Source organism: Streptomyces silvae, assembly GCF_016745505.1.
Lineage (GTDB): Bacteria > Actinomycetota > Actinomycetes > Streptomycetales > Streptomycetaceae > Streptomyces > Streptomyces silvae.
Window position 1 is genome coordinate 1 of sequence record NZ_JAERUC010000098.1, and the last position, 18,912, is coordinate 18,912.

Annotated in this window: 18 protein-coding genes and 1 pseudogene; 3 read left to right on the top strand and 16 right to left on the bottom strand. The window is 70.7% G+C overall.

What is annotated here, in order from left to right; translation table 11 throughout:
• Positions 1-178: pseudogene (locus JKV81_RS14970) on the top strand (transposase); the annotation flags it as partial.
• 110 nt (positions 179-288) lie between these two features.
• Here the strand turns inward: JKV81_RS14970 and JKV81_RS14975 are convergent.
• The 4 genes from JKV81_RS14975 to JKV81_RS14990 form a co-directional block, all read right to left on the bottom strand.
• Positions 289-681, bottom strand: a complete 393-nt coding sequence (locus tag JKV81_RS14975; RefSeq protein WP_129265959.1) for a type II toxin-antitoxin system death-on-curing family toxin — start codon at positions 679-681, stop codon at positions 289-291.
• Positions 678-872, bottom strand: a complete 195-nt coding sequence (locus tag JKV81_RS14980; RefSeq protein WP_124275146.1) for a ribbon-helix-helix protein, CopG family — start codon at positions 870-872, stop codon at positions 678-680. The genes JKV81_RS14975 and JKV81_RS14980 overlap by 4 nt, the downstream gene beginning before the upstream one ends.
• 291 nt (positions 873-1,163) lie before the next feature.
• Positions 1,164-2,507 (bottom strand): class I SAM-dependent RNA methyltransferase, encoded by a 1,344-nt coding sequence (locus tag JKV81_RS14985; RefSeq protein WP_202076360.1) that lies wholly within the window; start codon positions 2,505-2,507, stop codon positions 1,164-1,166.
• A gap of 121 nt (positions 2,508-2,628) precedes the next feature.
• Positions 2,629-4,677 (bottom strand): APC family permease, encoded by a 2,049-nt coding sequence (locus tag JKV81_RS14990; protein ID WP_129265957.1) that lies wholly within the window; start codon positions 4,675-4,677, stop codon positions 2,629-2,631.
• Between the two features lie 345 nt (positions 4,678-5,022).
• On the opposite strand from JKV81_RS14990, the gene JKV81_RS14995 reads away from it, so the two are divergent.
• Positions 5,023-5,691, top strand: coding sequence for a potassium channel family protein (locus JKV81_RS14995; RefSeq protein ID WP_014153600.1), 669 nt, complete (start codon positions 5,023-5,025; stop codon positions 5,689-5,691).
• A complete protein-coding gene (locus JKV81_RS15000) occupies positions 5,691-6,374 on the top strand; it encodes a potassium channel family protein (RefSeq protein ID WP_202076361.1) in 684 nt (227 codons plus the stop codon). Before JKV81_RS14995 ends, JKV81_RS15000 begins: the two co-directional genes overlap by 1 nt.
• A 77-nt stretch (positions 6,375-6,451) precedes the next feature.
• On the opposite strand, the gene JKV81_RS15005 is transcribed toward JKV81_RS15000, so the two are convergent.
• The 12 genes from JKV81_RS15005 to JKV81_RS15060 form a co-directional block, all read right to left on the bottom strand.
• Positions 6,452-7,228, bottom strand: coding sequence for a DUF3159 domain-containing protein (locus tag JKV81_RS15005; protein WP_129265955.1), 777 nt, complete (start codon positions 7,226-7,228; stop codon positions 6,452-6,454).
• A gap of 3 nt (positions 7,229-7,231) precedes the next feature.
• Complete coding sequence (locus tag JKV81_RS15010; protein WP_099176550.1) at positions 7,232-7,642, bottom strand: OB-fold nucleic acid binding domain-containing protein; 411 nt, start codon at positions 7,640-7,642, stop codon at positions 7,232-7,234.
• Positions 7,643-7,723: 81 nt separating this feature from the next.
• A complete protein-coding gene (locus JKV81_RS15015) occupies positions 7,724-8,431 on the bottom strand; it encodes a response regulator (protein WP_202076362.1) in 708 nt (235 codons plus the stop codon).
• Positions 8,432-8,486: 55 nt separating this feature from the next.
• Positions 8,487-11,030 carry an ATP-binding protein gene (locus tag JKV81_RS15020; RefSeq protein ID WP_099176548.1) on the bottom strand — a complete coding sequence of 848 codons (2,544 nt, stop codon included), beginning with the start codon at positions 11,028-11,030 and terminating at the stop codon, positions 8,487-8,489.
• A gap of 176 nt (positions 11,031-11,206) precedes the next feature.
• Positions 11,207-11,941 carry an ABC transporter ATP-binding protein gene (locus JKV81_RS15025; protein ID WP_202076363.1) on the bottom strand — a complete coding sequence of 245 codons (735 nt, stop codon included), beginning with the start codon at positions 11,939-11,941 and terminating at the stop codon, positions 11,207-11,209.
• A 197-nt stretch (positions 11,942-12,138) separates the two neighbouring features.
• Positions 12,139-12,816: a potassium-transporting ATPase subunit C gene (locus JKV81_RS15030; protein WP_129265950.1), complete on the bottom strand. Its 678-nt coding sequence runs from the start codon at positions 12,814-12,816 to the stop codon at positions 12,139-12,141.
• Positions 12,817-12,837: 21 nt separating this feature from the next.
• A complete protein-coding gene (kdpB, locus tag JKV81_RS15035; RefSeq protein WP_164992725.1) occupies positions 12,838-14,919 on the bottom strand; it encodes a potassium-transporting ATPase subunit KdpB in 2,082 nt (693 codons plus the stop codon).
• 44 nt (positions 14,920-14,963) lie between these two features.
• Positions 14,964-16,628 carry a potassium-transporting ATPase subunit KdpA gene (gene kdpA / locus JKV81_RS15040; RefSeq protein ID WP_124275087.1) on the bottom strand — a complete coding sequence of 555 codons (1,665 nt, stop codon included), beginning with the start codon at positions 16,626-16,628 and terminating at the stop codon, positions 14,964-14,966.
• A gap of 8 nt (positions 16,629-16,636) precedes the next feature.
• Entirely contained in the window at positions 16,637-16,726 is a 90-nt protein-coding gene (kdpF, locus tag JKV81_RS15045; RefSeq protein ID WP_099176543.1) for a K(+)-transporting ATPase subunit F, read from the bottom strand.
• 291 nt (positions 16,727-17,017) lie between these two features.
• Positions 17,018-17,788, bottom strand: a complete 771-nt coding sequence (locus JKV81_RS15050) for a DUF3710 domain-containing protein (RefSeq protein WP_124275086.1) — start codon at positions 17,786-17,788, stop codon at positions 17,018-17,020.
• A gap of 1 nt (position 17,789) precedes the next feature.
• Positions 17,790-18,317, bottom strand: coding sequence for a dUTP diphosphatase (gene dut / locus JKV81_RS15055; protein WP_124275085.1), 528 nt, complete (start codon positions 18,315-18,317; stop codon positions 17,790-17,792).
• Positions 18,317-18,901 (bottom strand): PaaI family thioesterase, encoded by a 585-nt coding sequence (locus JKV81_RS15060; protein WP_099176540.1) that lies wholly within the window; start codon positions 18,899-18,901, stop codon positions 18,317-18,319. The genes dut and JKV81_RS15060 overlap by 1 nt, the downstream gene beginning before the upstream one ends.
• Positions 18,902-18,912: the final 11 nt, after the last annotated feature.

Sequence of the window (18,912 nt, forward strand, 5' to 3'; positions counted from 1 at the left end):
CGAAGGTGCGGCCGCAGGGCGGCGGGACGCAGGACACGCCCGATGAGACGCTGTTCGCAGCGATCATCTACGTGCTGGTCGGCGGCTGCGCCTGGCGGGCGCTACCGCCGTGCTTCGGGATATCGAAGTCACGGCCCACCACAGGTTCCTGATCCGGGCAGGACCCGGTGTCTGGGGCACGCCCGGCTGGACCCGAGCAACCCACGAAAACCGCAGGTCAGATCCCCTTTGCAGCAAACTCCAGAATCGCCACGTACTCCACATGAGGCGCTCTTGCCTCGTCGAACGTCAGGAAACGGGGAACCAGGTCGCAAGGCGCTTGGCGATCGCCGGTACATCGACGTTGTCCTGCGCGACTTGCTCGACGAACGGGCCGGCCACGGAAACGGGCGGCGGGACAGTACTCACGCTGACGCCGTTGAACCGCAGGAAGACACGCATGGCGAGCCAGGCGGTGCGCTTGTCGCCGTCGATCAGCGCGTGGTTGCGGGCGACGGAGTGCAGCAGTGCCGCAGCCTTCTCGTGCAGCGTGGGATACAGCTCGGCCCCGAACACATTCGTCCGGGGCCGCTCGATCGCCGACACCAGGAGACCCATGTCACGCACGCTGTGCTCGGTGCCGTTGACCGTGCCGGCGATGGCCAGAATCTCGTCGATCTGGATGTGGCGCAGGTCCGTCACTTCAGGTAGTCCAGGATCTCCGCATCGCTGTCCACCAGCTCGGCGAGGACGTCATCGACCTTCAGCTCGGCCCGGTCCTGGGCGTTACGGATGGCCTCGATGGCAAGTTCCTGCTTACTGCGGCCCTCCCGACGTGCCCGCTCGGTGAGCTTCGCGTCAAGGTCCTCGGGGAGTCGAAGTGTCATCGCCATACAGAGGTGATACCAGGCCGGTATCAAGTGGCGCGGTCGGGCCACGCTCGGCTCAGCGGAGCGTGGGACCAAGCAGCCGTGCGCATCGCTACCGCGGAGGCCCAAAGACTTCCATCACGAGCGTCATCCGAGCGTCAAAAATCCCGCGAGAGCCACTTGAGGCCTCCCCGTTGCAAGCGCGTCGCTCACGAATTCGCAGGTCAGGGAGCTCTCAGAGATCGATCTGTCCGCTCGAACCGCTGCACGGAGGGAAACAGGTCGGGCAACCCACCCGGACATCAAAAGCGCAGGTCAGGAGCTCTTGCCCGCAGGTTCGAGGATCGCAACACACTCCACATGCGACGTCATCGGGAACAGGTCGAACGCCCGCAGCGTCCTCACCTTGTAGCCGCCCTCCTTGAAGTACGCGAGGTCCCGCGCGAGAGCCGCCGGGTCGCAGGCCACGTACGCGATCTTGCGGGCGCCCAGGCCCGAGAGGTGTTTGACCGTCGCCTTGCCGGCGCCCGCGCGCGGCGGGTCCAGGACGATCAGGTCGCACTCGGTGATGCCCGTGCGCGGCAGGACCTGGTCGACCTTGCCGTGCTCGATGCGGACACGGTCCAGGTCCTTCAGGTTGTGCCGGGCGTCCTCGACCGCGCGCTTGCCGGACTCGATGCCCAGCACCGCGCCCTTCTCACCGATGCGCTGGCCGATGGCGCCGGCGAACAGGCCCACGCCGCAGTAGAGGTCCAGCGCCGTGTCGTTCTTGCGGGGCAGCAGCCCCTGCATGACCGCGCGGACCAGCGTGTCGGCGGCCTGCGGGTGGACCTGCCAGAAGCCGCCCGAGCCGACGCGGTACGTACGGTCGTCGGCGCGCTCGCGGACGAAGGCGCGGCCGTGGACGCGGTGGACGCCGCCGTCCTTCTCCTCCACGCGCAGTACGGAGACGGGCTTGTCCAGCTCGACGAGCGGGAGCCGGCCGCCCTCGCGCGGGGTCAGGATGACCTGGCGGTCGTGGGAGCCGGTGGCGGAGATGGCCTCCACCGCGGCCATCTGCGGCCAGTCCTGCTTCTCGATGCCGAGCTCGGAGACGCCGGGGGCGGCGATCAGGCACTCGTCGATGATCTCGATGTCGTGCGAGCGGTGCTTCCGCAGCCCGACCCGGCCGTCCTCGTCGACGGCGTACTGGACGCGGGTGCGCCAGGCCGGGACCTGGCCCGGCGGGAGCTTGTCGCCCTCGGCCGGCATGACCGTGCCGTCCCAGCCGGCCTCCTCGGGCGTGAGGCCCGCGAGGCGGTGGAGCTGCTCGGCGATCACTTCGCCCTTGAGGCGGCGCTGGGCGCCCGGCTTCGCGTGCTGCCAGTCGCAGCCGCCGCACTTGCCGGGGCCGGCGTACGGGCAGGGGGCCGGGACCCGGTCCTTGGACGCCTCGATGACGGTGACCGCGTCGGCGCGCAGGAAGCGTGAGTCGCTCTCGCCCTCGGTGACCCGGGCGACGACCTTCTCGCCGGGGAGGGTGTGGCGCACGAACAGCACCTGGCCCTCGGACGTACGGGCGATGCAGTGGCCGCCGTGGGCGACGGGTCCGACCTCGACCTCGTACTCCCGGCCGATCAGAGACTCCCCGGTCTGCGACAACGTGGATTCGTTCTGCATGAGGGGGTGGCTCCAGAGATCAGGAAAAGAGGGAAAGAGAGAAGGGTTGCGGCCGGGTGGCTGCCAGCCCACCAGTCTACGTGGGCGGAAGCCGGACACTTACCACAGGAGGAGCCCCGAGTCAGCCCCTGCGGCCCGCGTCCTTGTTCCGCCGCTCCACGGGCCCGCGGCGCACCGTTCCCGGCGCGTGCCAGTTCGCCCGCCTCCTGGCCCGCACCTTCGCGGCCTCGGAGGACTCCAGCTGGTACGGCACGGAGGTCACCATCACCCCCGGGGTGAAGAGGAGCCGGCCCTTGAGCCGCAGCGCGCTCTGGTTGTGCAGCAGGTGCTCGTACCAGTGGCCGACGACGTACTCCGGGATGTAGACGCTGATCACATCGCGCGGCCGGTCCTTGCGCAGGCCCTTGACGTAGTCGATGACCGGCCGGGTCACCTCGCGGTACGGCGAGTCGAGGATCTTCAGCGGGATGTCGATGCCCCGCCGCTCCCAGTCCGTCCTGAGGGCCTTGGTCTCGTCCGGGTCGACGCTGATGGACAGGGCCTCCAGCTGGTCCGAGCGCACCAGCTTGGCGTACGCGAGTGCGCGCAGCGTGGGCCGGTGCAGCTTGGAGACCAGGACGATCGAGTGGACCCGCGAGGGCCTCATGGTGTCGTCGGAGGGGCCGTCGGACGCCGCGATCTCCTCGGCCACCCGGTCGTAGTGCTTACGGATCGCGGTCATCGTGCCGAAGAAGATCACCATGCCGAGCAGGGCGACCCAGGCACCGTGGCTGAACTTGGTGGCCAGGACGACGACCAGGACCAGGCCGGTGAAGAACGCGCCGAAGGCGTTGATGGCCCGGGAGCGGATCATGTGCCGGCGCACCGCCGGGTTCTTCTCCGTACGCAGATGCCGGTTCCAGTGCCGCACCATGCCGGTCTGGCTGAGCGTGAAGGAGACGAAGACGCCGACGATGTAGAGCTGGATGAGCCGGGTCGAGTCCGCTCCGTAGATCCAGACCAGCAGGATCGCGGCGCCGGCGAGCAGCACGATGCCGTTGGAGAAGGCCAGCCGGTCGCCGCGGGTGTGGAGCTGGCGCGGCAGGTACCGGTCCTGGGCGAGGATCGAGCCGAGCAGCGGGAAGCCGTTGTACGCGGTGTTCGCGGCCAGGAAGAGCACCAGGGCGGTGGCCGCCGCCAGCAGGACGAAGAAGAACGTCCCGTCGCCGAAGACCGCCGCGGCGACCTGGGAGATGACCGGGTCCTGGGTGAAGCCCGCGCCGACCGGGGAGCCGTTGTGGATCAGGTCCTTCGCCGGGTTCTCCGCCATCTTCACGTCGGTGGCCATGGCGAGGCCGATGATGCCGCAGAACATCGTGACGGCGAGCAGGCCCATCGCCGCGAGAGTGGTCGCCGCGTTCTTGCTCTTCGGCTTGCGGAAGGCGGGGACCCCGTTGCTGATCGCCTCGACACCCGTGAGGGCCGCACAGCCGGAGGAGAAGGCGCGCAGCAGCAGGAAGACGAGCGCGAAGCCCGCCAGCCCCTGGTGCTCGGGCTTGATCTCGTAGTCCGAGGTGGGCGCGTGCATGGTGTCCCCGAGGGCGAGCCCCCGGAACGCCCCCCAGAGGATCATCGCGAAGACGCCGGCCACGAACAGGTAGGTCGGGATGGCGAAGAGCTTGCCCGACTCCTTGACGCCGCGCAGGTTCATCAGCGTCAGCAGCACGATGGCGCCGACGGCGCAGGCCGTCTTGTGCTCGACGACGAAGGGGATCGCGGAGCCGAGGTTCTCGACGCCCGAGGAGATCGACACGGCCACGGTGAGGACGTAGTCGACGAGCAGGGCGCTGGCCACGGTCAGGCCGGCCTTGGGCCCGAGGTTGGTGGTGGCGACCTCGTAGTCCCCGCCCCCGCTCGGGTAGGCACGCACGTTCTGCCGGTACGAGGCGACGACGGTGAACATCAGGACCACGACCGCGACCGCGATCCAGGGGCTGAAGTGGTACGCCGACACGCCCGCGATGGACAGCACGAGGAGGACTTCCCCGGGTGCGTACGCAACGGAGGACAGGGGGTCGGATGCGAAGACGGGGAGGGCGATGCGCTTGGGGAGGAGCGTCTCCCCCAGCTTGTCGCTGCGCAGCGCCCGGCCGATCAGGATCCGTTTGGGCACGTCGGTCAGTTTGGACACGGTGAGGATCGTAAGCGCTGCCGGGACACGCCGCCGAGGCACCACCCCCTCGGAACCCCGAAAACCTTCATAATTACCCGCCCTCACCGCAAAAGTCCATGGAATCCTTAACGAAATCCTTGCGGTTCAGCGGCTCCCCGGAGCTCCGGCCGGTCCCGCTTTTGCTCATCGGCCCGCGGCGTACGCACACTCGGTTGAGGCGGCACGGACGTCGCCGCATAAGCTCATCCACGGGCGACGCCGGAGGCGGTTGCCCCATTGTCTGCCCCGCAAGCTGAGAGAGAAGTGTGAGCAGGGTGTTTTCGCAGGTCATCCGGACGACCAGGACGGCGAGGTAGGCGCGAGGTGCACATCGTCATCATGGGCTGCGGGCGCGTCGGAGCCGCTCTCGCGCAGACCCTGGAGCAGCAGGGGCACACGGTCGCCGTGATCGACCAGGACCCCACGGCGTTCCGTCGTCTCGGTTCCGGCTTCGGCGGCCGTCGTGTCAGCGGGGTCGGTTTCGACCAGGACACCTTGCGTGAGGCGGGGATCGAGGAGGCCGGCGCGTTCGCGGCGGTCAGCAGCGGCGACAACTCCAACATCATCGCCGCCCGGGTGGCCCGCGAGATGTTCGGCATCGAGAACGTCGCGGCGCGCATCTACGACCCGCGGCGTGCGGAGGTCTACCAGCGGCTGGGCATCCCCACCGTCGCGACCGTCCGCTGGACGGCGGACCAGATGCTGCGGCGGCTGCTGCCTTCGGGCGCGGAGCCGCTGTGGCGCGACCCGAGCGGCGGTGTGCAGCTCGCCGAGGTGCACACCACGCCGTCCTGGATCGGGCACAAGATCAGCACACTGCAGGAGGAGACGGGCGTCCGCGTGGCCTTCCTCACCCGGTTGGGTGAGGCCATACTGCCCACGTCGCAGACGGTTCTGCAGGAGGGCGACCTGGTCCACGTGATGATGCGTACGGACGAGATCGCGAAGGTCGAGGAGGCCTTTGCCGAAGGTCCCGAGGAGGGCGGTCACTGATGCGCGTCGCGATTGCCGGGGCCGGTGCGGTGGGCCGTTCCATCGCGGCCGAGCTCCTGGAGAACGGGCACGAGGTGCTGTTGATCGACAAGGCGCCGACCGCCATCTCGGTGGAGCGCGTCCCGATGGCCGAGTGGCTCCTCGCGGACGCCTGTGAGATCACGTCGCTCGACGAGGCGGCGCTCCAGCGGTGCAACGTCGTGATCGCCTCGACGGGTGACGACAAGGTCAACCTGGTCGTCTCGCTGCTCGCGAAGACCGAGTACGGCGTGCCGAGGGTCGTGGCCCGGGTGAACAACCCGAAGAACGAGTGGCTGTTCAACGAGTCCTGGGGTGTCGACGTCGCGGTCTCCACCCCGCGTCTGATGTCGGCGCTGGTCGAGGAGGCGGTGAGCGTCGGTGATCTGGTCCGGCTGCTGCGCTTCAGCCACGGCGACGCCAACCTGGTCGAGCTGACGCTGCCCCCGGAGTCCGCCCTGGCCGGTATCCGGGTCAGCGACGTGGACTGGCCCGAGGACACCTCGCTCGTCACGATCATCCGGGGCACGCGGGTGCTGACGCCCAGCCCCGAGGAGACCCTGGAAGCCGGTGACGAGCTGCTGTTCGTGGCCGCCCAGGCGCGCGAGGAGCAGCTGGAGGACCTGCTGTCGGTCCGCCGGGAGCCGGCCGCGGCCGAGGACTGAGCAGCCGTACGCACGTGAGGGGCCCCGGACCGTGGCACGGTCCGGGGCCCCTCACGCATGCTGCCGCAGTGTGCGGCTCAGAGGTCGTAGGGGCGGGCCTCCGCGGCCCGCGCGCTCTGCTCGGCCTCCGCCTTGCGGGCCTTCTCGGCCTCCTCCTCCGCCTCCATCTCGGCGAACACGTCGATGGGCGGCGGCGCCTTGGCGAGGAAGACCCAGGTCAGATACACCGCGAGCAGGAAAGGCGGGATCTTGAGCGCGACCAGCACCCAGCCGAGCTGGGCGGTGTCGGCCCACCAGTACAGCGGGAAGAGGATCGCGCACTTGGCGAGCAGGATCAGTCCCCAGGCGTAGCTGGCCTTGGCGTACGCCTTCTTCCGGCCGGGGTTCCTGGTGCGCCAGGAGAGGTTCTCCTTGAAGACCGGGCCCAGGATGAGGCCGATCAGCGGCAGACCTGCGAGGGTCGTGACGAGGTACGCGAGGGCCAGTCCGAGCGTGTAGATCATGCCCGGCAGGTAGAAGTCCTTGGCGTTGCCCGTCATCTTCGCGAAGAGCACACCGAAGGCCACGCCGAAGACGCCGCTGAAGGCGTGCTTGACGGTGTCCTTGCGGAGGAGCCGTACGACGACGAGGACCACGGAGACGGCCAGCGCGGCGAACGCCGAGGCCGTCAGGTCCTTGTTGATGGTGAAGATCGTGACGAAGAGCAGCCCGGGCAGGACTGTCTCCACCATGCCGCGCACGCCGCCGAAGGCCTCGAAGAGCGCGGCTTCCGTGACCGCCTTCGCGTCGGCGTCCTGCTGGTCGGTGCGGTGGGGCTGGTCCGTTTCGGACGTCGGCTTGTCGAGAGACGTCACCGGCTACTCCTTGCCGAGCGGTCGGAGTTCGTATTTGGGGTTGAACAGCACCCGGCGCCCGTGACTCATGGCTACGCGGCCCGACGCGATGAGCTTGCGGCCCGGCTCGATGCCGACGATGGAACGCCGGCCCAGCCAGACCACGTCGAGCGGCGCGGTGCCGTCGAAGAGCTCCGCCTCCAGGGCGGGCACTCCGGCGCGCGGCCGCAGGGTGACGGTCCGCAAGGTACCAGTGACCTTGACGATCTGGCGGTCCGAGCACTCCGAGATGCGCGTGCAGCCCGACGCCTGCGTGTCCTCCTGCAGCTCCTCGGACTCGAGGTCCTCCTGGGAGCTGGACAGCCGGTCGAGCATGCGGCGGAAGCGGCCGGACGGCGTCCTGCCTGACTTCTCGGATCGGGAAACAGCGCTCATACCCGAAGGGTACCGGTCTCCTGTGGTAGGGGCGGGCCCGGACGGACGCCACCCGAACGAGTGACCAACGGAGGTCCGCGATCACTCGGGAAGGGGATGCCCCCGCTCGAAGCGGTAGCCCATGCCGGGCTCGGTCACGAAGTGCCTGGGGTGCGAGGGATCCGCCTCCAGCTTGCGGCGCAGCTGGGCCATGTAGACCCGCAGATAGTTGGTCTCGGTGCCGTACGAGGGGCCCCAGACCTCCTGGAGCAGCTGCTTCTGGCTGACGAGCCGCCCCGCGTTGCGCACGAGGACCTCCAGGAGGTGCCACTCGGTGGGCGTGAGCCGTACGTCACGGCCCTCGCGGTGCACCTTCTTCGCCGCCAGGTCGACGGTGAACCCCTCGGTCTCGACGGTCACCAGGTCGTCGCCGGCGTCCTGGCCGACCGGTTCCGCCCGGCGTACGGCGGCGCGCAGCCGGGCCAGGAGTTCGTCCATGCCGAACGGCTTGGTGACGTAGTCGTCGGCTCCGGCGTCCAGGGCCTCGACCTTCTCGTCGGAGGTGTGGCGGGCGGAGAGCACCAGGATCGGCACCCGGGTCCAGCCCCGCAGTCCTCGGATCACCTCGACGCCGTCCATGTCCGGCAGTCCGAGGTCGAGGACGACGACGTCGGGATGGCGTGCCGCCGCGAGCTGCAGGGCGGTCGCCCCGTCGGGTGCCGCGTCCACCTCGTATCTGCGCGCCTTCAGGTTGATCACGAGGGCGCGCACGATCTGCGGCTCGTCGTCGACCACGAGCACCCGGGTCATCGCGGGCCTGCCTTTCCGGAGTACGTGTACGGGGCGGCTGTGCGCCTCGGGGATCTCATGGGGTCACCTGTGCGGGCGGCACGGGGCCGGCCCGTACCTGTCCCGGGGCGGCGGTGAGCCGGAGGACCATGGTGAGGCCGCCGCCGGGGGTGTCCTCGGCGTCCAGCGTGCCGCCCATGGACTCCACGAAGCCGCGGGCGACGGCGAGTCCGAGCCCGACCCCGGCGCCGCGCGGCGCGTCACCGTACCGCTGGAACGGCTCGAATATGCGTTCCTTGCCCTCGTCGGGGACTCCCCGGCCGCGGTCGGCCACGCGTAGCTCGACGCGTTCGCCCAGGGCGCTGGCGGCGACGGTGACGCGCTCCCGGCCGGGGCTGTACTTGACGGCGTTCTCGACGATGTTGGCGACGGCGCGCTCCAGCAGCCCCGGGTCCACGGCGACCATGGGCAGCGTCTCGGGGATGTCCAGGTCGACACTGCCCTCCGGTACGCCGCCGAGGGCCATCGGGACGACCTCGTCGAGGTCGATCTCGCGGATCAGCGGGGTGACGGTCCCGGTCTGCAGGCGTGACATGTCGAGCAGATTGCCGACCAGGTGGTCCAGGCGGTCGGCGCCGTCCTCGATGGCCGCGAGGAGCTCCGCCTCGTCGGCGTCGGACCAGGACACGTCGTCGGAGCGCAGGGAGCTCACCGCGGCCTTGATGGCGGCCAGAGGGGTACGCAGGTCATGGCTGACGGCGGCGAGCAGCGCGGTCCTGATCCGGTTGCCCTCGGCCAGCCGCCGGGCCGCCTCCGCCTCCCCCACCAGGCGCTGCCGGTCGAGCACCACGGCGGCCTGCGCGGCGAAGGCGCCGAGGACCCGGCGGTCCTCGGCGGGGAGCACCCGGCCGGAGAGGGCCAGCGCCATGTGGTCGCCGACGGGCATGTCCACGTCCGCGTCGTCGGGCCGGGCCACCGGGGCCGGGCCGACGGATCCGGCGCAGGTCCAGGGCTCGACGTCGCTCTGGCGCTCCAGGAGGGCGACGGACTCCATGCCGAAGGTCTCGCGGACCCGGCCCAGCAGGGCGTCCAGGGCGGTCTCGCCCCGCAGGACGCTGCCGGCGAGGGTGGAGAGGATCTCCGACTCGGCGCGCAGCCGGGCCGCCTGATGGGTGCGCCGGGCCGCCAGGTCGACCACGGAGGCGACCGCCACCGCGACCGCGAAGAAGATCACGATGGCGACGAAGTTCTCGGGGTCCTGGACGGTCAGGGTGTGGGTGGGCGGCGTGAACCAGTAGTTCAGGAAGAAGGAGCCCGCCGCCGCGGAGGCCAGCGCGGGGGCCAGCCCTCCGAGGAGTGCGGCGGTGACGGTCAGGAAGAGGAAGAGCAGGACGTCGTTGGCGAGCCCCGGCCCGTTCTCCATGCCGTGCAGGAGCAGGGTGAGGAGCGCCGGTCCGCCGACGCCGGCCAGCCACCCCGAGATGATCCGGGTGCGGCTGAGCCGGGCCCCGCGCGCGATGGGCAGCCCGCGCCCCTTGGCGACCTCTTCGTGCGTGACGATGTGCACGTCCAGGTCGGGGCCGGACTCCCGGGCGACGGTGGCGCCCACCCCGGGGCCGTAGATGTACTGCCAGGTCTTGCGGCGGCTGGAGCCGAGGACGATCTGGGTGGCGTTGACGCCCCGGGCGAACGCCAGGAGCGCGGAGGGTATGTCGTCGCCGATGACGTGGTGGAAGGTGCCCCCGAGGTCCTCCACGAGGGTGCGCTGGACGGCGAGCTCCTTGGGCGAGGCGGAGGTCAGCCCGTCGCTGCGGGCGATGTACACCGCGAGGATCTCGCTGCCGGACCCCTTGGCGGCCATCCGGGACGCCCGGCGGATGAGCGTACGGCCCTCGGGTCCGCCGGTCAGTCCGACGACGATGCGTTCGCGGGCCTGCCAGGGGGCGCTGATGTCGTGCTCGCCGCGGTACTGCTGGAGGTACTCGTCGACCCGGTCGGCGACCCAGAGGAGGGCCAGCTCGCGCAGGGCGGTCAGGTTGCCGGGGCGGAAGTAGTTGGAGAGGGCCGCGTCGACCTTGTCGGACTGGTAGATGTTGCCGTGGGCCATGCGCCTGCGCAGCGCCTGGGGCGACATGTCGACAAGCTCGATCTGGTCGGCGCGCCGGGCGACCTCGTCGGGGATGGTCTCCTGCTGGCGCACCCCGGTGATCGACTCCACGACGTCGCCGAGGGACTCCAGGTGCTGGATGTTGACCGTGGAGACCACGTCGATGCCGGCCTTGAGGAGTTCCTCGACGTCCTGCCAGCGCTTGGCGTTGCGGGAGCCGGGCACATTGGTGTGGGCGAGCTCGTCGACGAGTGCGACGGCCGGCGCCCTCTCCAGGACGGCGTCGACGTCCATCTCGGCGAAGACGCGCGAGCGGTACTCGATGTCGCGACGGCGTATCTGCTCCAGGCCGTGCAGGAACGCCTCGGTGCGCGGCCGGTCGTGGTGCTCGACGAACGCGACGACGCAGTCCGTGCCCCGCTCCACCCGTCGGTGGGCCTCGGACAGCATCGCGTAGGTCTTGCCGACGCCGGGTGCCGCACCCAGGTAGATCCGTAGCTTGCCGCGTGCCATGGCCCCATTGTCTTCTTCCGGGCGGCCGTCGCCGATGCGGCGGTCCTGGTCGAAGCTACCCCGGCGAGGTGCGGGGAACGGCCCTGGGTGGTGTCCGCGGGGTCCGTATTGACGGGATTCTGACGCGGGTGGCCAGGGCGGTTCAGGTGGCCCGCGCCCGCTCAGCCGTGTTCCGCTCAGCCGTGTTCGACGATGTGCCCGTCGCTGAGTTCCAGCACCCGGTCGGCGAAACCGAGCAGCTGGGGGTCGTGGGTGGCGACCAGCACGGTGACGCCCTCGCTGCGTACGACGGCGCGCAGCAGCTGCATGACCGCGAGCCCCGTCTCCGCGTCGAGCTGCCCGGTGGGCTCGTCGGCGATCAGGAGGGCGGGCCGGTTGGCGAGGGCGCGGGCGATGGCGACGCGCTGCTGCTGGCCGCCGGAGAGCTCCCCAGGGCGCTGCTGGGCGTGGTCACCGAGGCCGACCAGGGCGAGCAGCAGCGCCACCCGCTCCTCGCGCTCGTGCGGGTCGGTCCTGCGCAGGCGCATGGGTACGCCGACGTTCTCCGCCGCGGTCAGGATCGGGATGAGGCCGAAGGACTGGAAGATGAAGCCGATCCGGTCCCTGCGCAGCTCCAGCAGCCCGTCCTCACCGAGTCCGGAGAGCTCGGTGCCGCCGACGGTGATCCGGCCGCTGTCCGGTGCGTCGAGCCCGCCGACGAGGTTGAGCAGGGTGGTCTTGCCGGAGCCGGAGCGGCCCTTGAGCGCGACGAGCTCGCCGCGCGGGACCTCGAAGGACACCCCGCGCAGGGCGTGCACGGCCGCCGCCCCGGTGCCGTACGAGCGGTGCAGGTCCTCGACCCGGATCATGGGCCCGTCGAGGGGGCTGTCGGCCAGGGCCGTGCCGCTCTGCCCACCGGTGTGCTGTGTCATCGCTCTCCCCCGTGCGTACGCGCCGCGCGTACCGCTCCGTACGTGCGCTGCCGCGCGTACCGCTCCTCGGCCGCGGCCAGTATGTGCATGCCGGGGCCGGTGGGGCAATGCCCCCAGGGGCGGAGGATCCGGGCCGGTACCCGCCGGTCGCGGCGGGCACCGGCCCGGGAGGGACCAGGGTGCCGGCCCGGGAGGGATCAGGGTGCCGCGTCCTCCTCCACCAGCTCCCTCAGCGCGGTGTTGAGGGCCAGGACGTTGACCCGGGGCTCCCCCACGAAGCCGAGGATCCGGCCTTCGGTGTGGTCCCGGACCAGCTCCGCGACCTCCTGGACCGGCAGTCCGTTGCGCTCGGCGACGCGGCGGACCTGGAGTGCGGCGTACGCCGGTGAGATGTCGGGGTCGAGGCCGGAGCCGGAGGAGGTGACGGCGTCGGGCGGCACGTCGGCGGGGTCCACCGGGTGACCGGGTACGGAGTTGTCCGCGACGACGGCCGCCTTGGCGTCGGTGACCCGGCGGATCAGCTCCTCGTCGTCCCCGGCCCGGTTGGTCGCTCCGGAGAGGATCAGGGCGTATCGGGTGTTGACGCTGTTGGTGCCGAGGCCGTTCGAGGGCCGCGGCTGGAACCGGGTGAGGTCCGGCTCCGGGGTCTCCTGGCCCTCCTTAGCCGGGAGGTCGTAGCGCTGGCCGATGAGGCGTGAGCCGACGACCTCGCCGTCGACGGTGACCTCGGAACCGTTGGCCTTGCCGGGGAGGACCGCCTGGGCGACGCCGGTGACGGCGAGCGGGTAGAGCACGCCGCACAGGGCGGTGAGGACGAGCAGGGCGCGGAGCCCCGCTCCGAGGAGGCGGGCGGTGGTGCCCGCGGAAGTGTTCATGGGTGTGTGCACGCTCCGGTTTCAGCGCAGTCCGGGGACGAGGGAGAGGACCAGGTCGATGAGCTTGATCCCGATGAACGGGGCGACGAGTCCGCCGACCCCGTAGACGGTGAGGTTGCGCCGGAGCATCCGGTCGGCGCCGGCCGGCCGGTAGCGCACCCCTCGCAGCGCGAGCGGGACCAGCGCGACGATGATCAGCGCGTTGAAGATCACCGCCGAGAGGATCGCGGTCCGGGGCGAGGACAGGTCCATGATGTTGAGCTTGTCCAGGCCCGGATACACGACGGCGAACATCGCGGGGATGATCGCGAAGTACTTCGCGACGTCGTTGGCGATCGAGAACGTGGTGAGGGCGCCCCGGGTGATCAGCAGCTGTTTGCCGATGGCGACGATCTCGATGAGCTTGGTGGGGTCGGAGTCCAGGTCCACCATGTTCCCGGCCTCCTTGGCGGCCGAGGTGCCGGTGTTCATGGCGACCCCGACGTCCGCCTGGGCGAGGGCGGGGGCGTCGTTGGTGCCGTCCCCGGTCATGGCGACGAGCCTGCCGCCGGCCTGCTCCCGCCTGATGAGTGCCATCTTGTCCTCGGGCGTCGCCTCGGCGAGGAAGTCGTCGACCCCCGCCTCGTCGGCGATGGCCTTCGCGGTCAGCGGGTTGTCCCCGGTGATCATGACCGTACGGATGCCCATGCGCCGCAGCTCCGCGAACCGCTCGCGCATCCCGGGCTTGACGACGTCCTTGAGGTGGATCACCCCGAGGACCCGGGCGCCCGTGCCGTCCTGGACGGCCACCAGCAGGGGTGTGCCGCCCGCCTCGGCGATCAGACCGGTCAGCACGCCTGCGTCGGCGGGAACGGCGCCGCCCTGCCCGGTGACCCAGGCGAGGACGGACCCCGCGGCGCCCTTGCGCACCCGTCGGCCGGGGAGGTCCACACCGGACATCCGGGTCTGCGCGGTGAACTCCACCCATGTGGCGCCGGAGAGCTCTCCCTCGTCGCGTACGCGCGGACCGTGGAGCTCCTCGGCCAGCGCCACGACCGAGCGGCCCTCGGGCGTCTCGTCGGCCAGCGACGAGAGCCGGGCGGCGGCGGCCAGCTCGGCCTCGGTGACGCCCTTGACGGGCAGGAACTCGGCGGCCTGCCGGCTGCCCACGGTGATGGTGCCCGTCTTGTCGAGCAGCAGCGTGGAGACGTCCCCCGCCGCCTCGACGGCCCGGCCCGACATGGCGAGCACGTTGCGCTGCACCAGCCGGTCCATGCCGGCGATGCCGATCGCGGAGAGCAGGGCGCCGATCGTCGTCGGAATGAGGCAGACCAGCAGGGCGGTCAGTACGGTCATCGACTGCTGCCGGCCCGCGTAGGCCGCGAACGGCTGGAGGGTCACGACCGCGAGCAGGAAGACGACGGTGAGGGACGCCAGCAGGATGTTGAGCGCGATCTCGTTGGGCGTCTTCTGCCGGGCGGCCCCCTCCACCAGGCCGATCATCCGGTCGATGAACGTCTCGCCCGGCCTCGTGGTGATCCTGACGACGATCCGGTCCGAGAGCACCTTCGTGCCACCGGTGACGGCGCTGCGGTCGCCGCCCGATTCCCGGATCACCGGCGCGGATTCCCCGGTGATCGCCGATTCGTCGACGCTCGCCACGCCCTCGACGACGTCACCGTCGCCCGGGACGAGGTCACCGGCCTCGCAGACCACCAGGTCACCGACGCGCAGTTCGGTGCCGGGCACGCGTTCCTCGTCCGGGCCGACGACGCGGCGGGCGACGGTGCCGGTCCGCGCCTTGCGCAGGGTGTCCGCCTGGGCCTTGCCGCGCCCCTCGGCCACCGCCTCGGCGAGGTTGGCGAAGAGGGTGGTCAGCCACAGCCAGGCGGTGATCGCCCAGCCGAACCCGTCCGTCGGGTCCAGAGCGGCCAGGACCGTGGTGAGCACGGACCCGACCAGCACCACGAACATCACCGGGGACTTGACCATGATCCGGGGATCGAGCTTGCGCAGCGCGTCGGGGAGGGACCTGACCAGCTGTGCGGGATCGAACAGACCGCCGGCGGGGCGGCCGGTGGGCGCGTCCTGGGAGCGGCGGGGTGTGTGGGTGACGGCGGACATCGGGTCCTCTCGCTTCGGGGACTGCACGGACCTCGGCGGGGCGTTCATGACGCCAGCCCTTCGGCCAGCGGCCCCAGGGCGAGGGCCGGGAAGTAGGTCAGACCGGTGACGATCATGACGGTGGCGAGCAGCAGCCCGCTGAAGAGCGGCTTCTGCGTGCCGAGGGTCCCGGCGGTCGCGGGGACGGGGCTCTGCCGGGCCAGCGATCCCGCCAGTGCGAGGACGAACACCATCGGCAGGAACCGGCCCAGCAGCATCACGATGCCGAGGGTGGTGTTGAACCACTGGGTGTCCGCGTTCAGGCCGGCGAAGGCGGAGCCGTTGTTGTTCGCGCCCGAGGTGTAGGCGTAGAGGATCTCGGAGAAGCCGTGCGCCCCGGTGTTGGTCATGGAGTCGCCCGGGGTGGGCAGGGCCATCGCCGCGGCGGTGAAGCCGAGCACCAGGGCCGGGGTGATCAGGATGTAGCAGGCCGCGAGCTTGATCTCCCGGGTGCCGATCTTCTTGCCCAGGTACTCGGGCGTACGGCCCACCATCAGCCCCGCGAGGAACACGGCGACGACCGCCATGATCAGCATGCCGTAGAGGCCGGAGCCGACCCCGCCGGGGGCGATCTCGCCGAGCTGCATGCCGAGCAGGGTGATGCCGCCGCCGAGGCCCGTGTACGAGGAGTGGAAGGAGTTCACCGCGCCCGTGGACGTCAGGGTGGTGGCCACCGCGAAGATCGACGAGCCGGCGATGCCGAAGCGGGTCTCCTTGCCCTCCGTCGCCCCGCCCGCCAGGTCGAAGGCGGGCCCGTGGTGACTGAATTCGGTCCACATCATCAGGGCGGTGAAGCCCAGCCAGATCGTGGCCATCGTCGCGAGGATCGCGTACCCCTGCTTCAGGGAGCCCACCATCCGACCGAACGTCCTGGTCATCGCGGAGGGGATGAGCAGGATCAGGAAGACCTCGAAGAGGTTCGACAGCCCGTCGGGATTCTCGAACGGGTGGGCGGAGTTGGCGTTGAAGTAGCCGCCGCCGTTGGTGCCCAGCACCTTGACGGCCTCCTGGGAGGCGACCGCGCCGCCGTTCCACTGCTGGGTGCCGCCGCCGAACTGTCCGACCTCGTGGATGCCGGAGAAGTTCTGGATGACACCGGTGGCGACCAGGACGAGCGCGCCCACGACGGATATGGGCAGCAGGACGCGCACGGTGCCGCGCACCAGGTCGGACCAGAAGTTGCCCAGCTCGCCCGTGCGGGACCGGGCGAAGCCCCGTACGAGCGCCACGGCGACGGCCATGCCGACTGCCGCGGAGACGAAGTTCTGCACCGCGAGGCCGCCGGTCTGCACGACGTGGCCCATGGCCTGCTCGCCGTAGTAGGACTGCCAGTTGGTGTTGGCGACGAAGGAGGCCGCCGTGTTGAACGCCTGGTCGGGGTCGATCGAGGCGAAGCCGAGCGAACCGGGCAGCGAGCCCTGGAGCCGCTGGAGGAGGTAGAGGAAGAGGACGCCGACCGCGGAGAACGCGAGGACGCCGCGCAGATAGGCGGGCCACCGCATCTCGGTGGCGGGGTCGGCGCCGATGGCCCGGTAGATCCACTTCTCGATCCGCAGGTGCCGCGTCGATGAGTAGACCCGGGCCATGTGGTCGCCGAGCGGACGGTGGGCCAGTGCCAGTGCCGCGACGAGCGCGAGCATCTGGAGGGCACCGGCGAGGACGGGGCTCATGTCGGCGCTCAGAACCTCTCCGGGCGGAGGAGGGCGAGGACGAGGTAGCCCAGCAGGGCGACGGCCACGACGAGGCCGGCGATGTTCTCGGCGGTCACAGCTTGGTCACCCCCCGGGCGACGAGGGCCACCAGCGCGAACACCGCGATCGTGGTGAGGACGAAGGCCAGGTCGGCCATCGTGTGCTCCTGGGTGAGTCGGTTTCGGGGACCCCCTGAGCAAACCCCCGCTCCCGGCCCCCGCCGCCCGCGTTGACGGCTTCCCTACGCCCCGGGGCCGCCCTTTGACGCCGCCCGTACGCCCCCGATACGCGCCCCTGACGGGCCCACGCAGAAGCCGGTGGGCCGCACCCCGCGCAGGGGGCGGCCCACCGGCCTCGTACGAGTGGGGTCAGCGCACCTCGGTGATCTCCGGGCCGCGCTGGAGCTGTCCCATGCCGCCGGAGAACTTCGAGCTCTCCTGGTCCTCCTGCTGCACGCCCTCGGGCACCATCTGGGCGTCGTTGGGGAGCTTGAGGACGATCGGGTCACGCGGGGCCATCGGGCCCTCGCCGCGCACGACGACGGTGTCCCGGAAGATCGTCTCCAGCAGCCCGGCGGCGTCCGGCTGGACCGCGCCCTGGCCGGAGATCACGCCGCGCAGGAACCAGCGCGGGCCGTCGACACCGACGAAGCGCACCAGTTGTACGCCGTTCTTCCCGTCCGGAAGCTGTACGGGGACCTGCGCGCGCAGCTCCCATCCCAGCGGGCCCTCGACCTCGTCGATGATCCCGCCCTGCTGGGTGATGCCGGAGGCGATCTCCTCGCGGACCTCGCCCCAGATGCCCTCCCTCTTGGGAGCGGCGAAGGCCTGCAGCTGGACCGCGCTGTCACGCAGCACGACGGTGGCGGCGACGATCGCGTCACCGGCGACCTCCACCCGGAGCTCCATGCCCTCGACCCCGGGGACGAAGATGCCGCCCAGGTCGACACGGCCCTCGCCGGGCTGGGAGACCTCGGAGATGTCCCACGGCCCGTCCGGGCGGGGCGCCGGCGGAAGATTCGTGCGGCGCGAACCGCTCTCGGCCCCGTTGTCGTCGAGCTCGTCGGCGACCTGCTCGGCCTCGCGCGCTTCGTCCGCCGTGTCTTTGGCGGAACCACTGTTCTTGCGACGTCCGAACACGTCAATGTCCTTCCCGGTCGGATACGACCGAAGCGTAGCTGTTCCCACCCTGGCTGTTACCGCCCGTGACACCGTCCACTGCGGCGTGACCGCCGGTGGATCCGAAGCCCCCCTCGGCCCGCGCCGAGCCGGGGAGTTCCGTCACCTCGTGGAAGCGCACCTTCTCGACCTGCTGGACGACCAGTTGGGCAATCCGGTCGAACCGTTCGAACTTCACGGTCTCGCGTGGGTCGAGATTGACCACGATGACCTTGATCTCTCCACGGTACCCGGCATCGACCGTCCCCGGGGCGTTCACGAGGGCCAGTCCGCAGCGGGCCGCGAGGCCGGAACGGGGGTGCACGAAGGCCGCGTAGCCGTCGGGGAGCGCGATCGACACCCCGGTGGGGAGGACCGCACGCTCACCCGGGGCGAGTTCGGCGGCCTCGGTGGTGACCAGATCCGCGCCGGCGTCGCCCGGATGTCCGTAGCCGGGAATCGGCACGTCCGGGTCGATCCTGCGGATGAGTACGTCGACGGGGTGGCGCATCAGGGGTTCACCTCGAAGGCGCGGGCACGCCTGATCTGGTTCGGGTCGGACATCGCGGCCTGGATCTCCTCCGGCCGTCCGTTGTCGATGAAGTGCTCCACCTTGACCTCGATGAAGAGGGCTTCCGCACGGACCGCGACGGGCCCCTCGGGGCCACCGGTCCGGCCCGTCGCGCGGCAGTAGATCTTCCGGCCGTGCACGGCGGTGACCTCGGCCTCCAGGAAGAGGACCGTGTCCACCGGCACCGGGAGGACGTAGTCGGTCTCCAGCCGTCCGGTCACCGCGATGACCCGCAGCATCCAGCTCAGCGCGCCGAGCGTCTCGTCCATCGCCGTGGCCAGGACGCCGCCGTGCGCCAGCCCCGGAGCGCCCTGGTGGGCGGGCTTCACTGTGAATTCGGCGGTGACGCTGACGCCCTCGCCGGCCGTCGCCTGGAGATGCAGTCCGTGCGGCTGTCCGCCACCACAGCCGAAACAGTGTTCGTAGTGGGAACCGAGAAGCTCACCGGGCGCGGGAGCGTCGGGATGGCGGACGGGCTTCACCGCGTCGGCGGGGGGTGTCAGACGTGCAGATGTTCCACTCACAGCCGCAGACC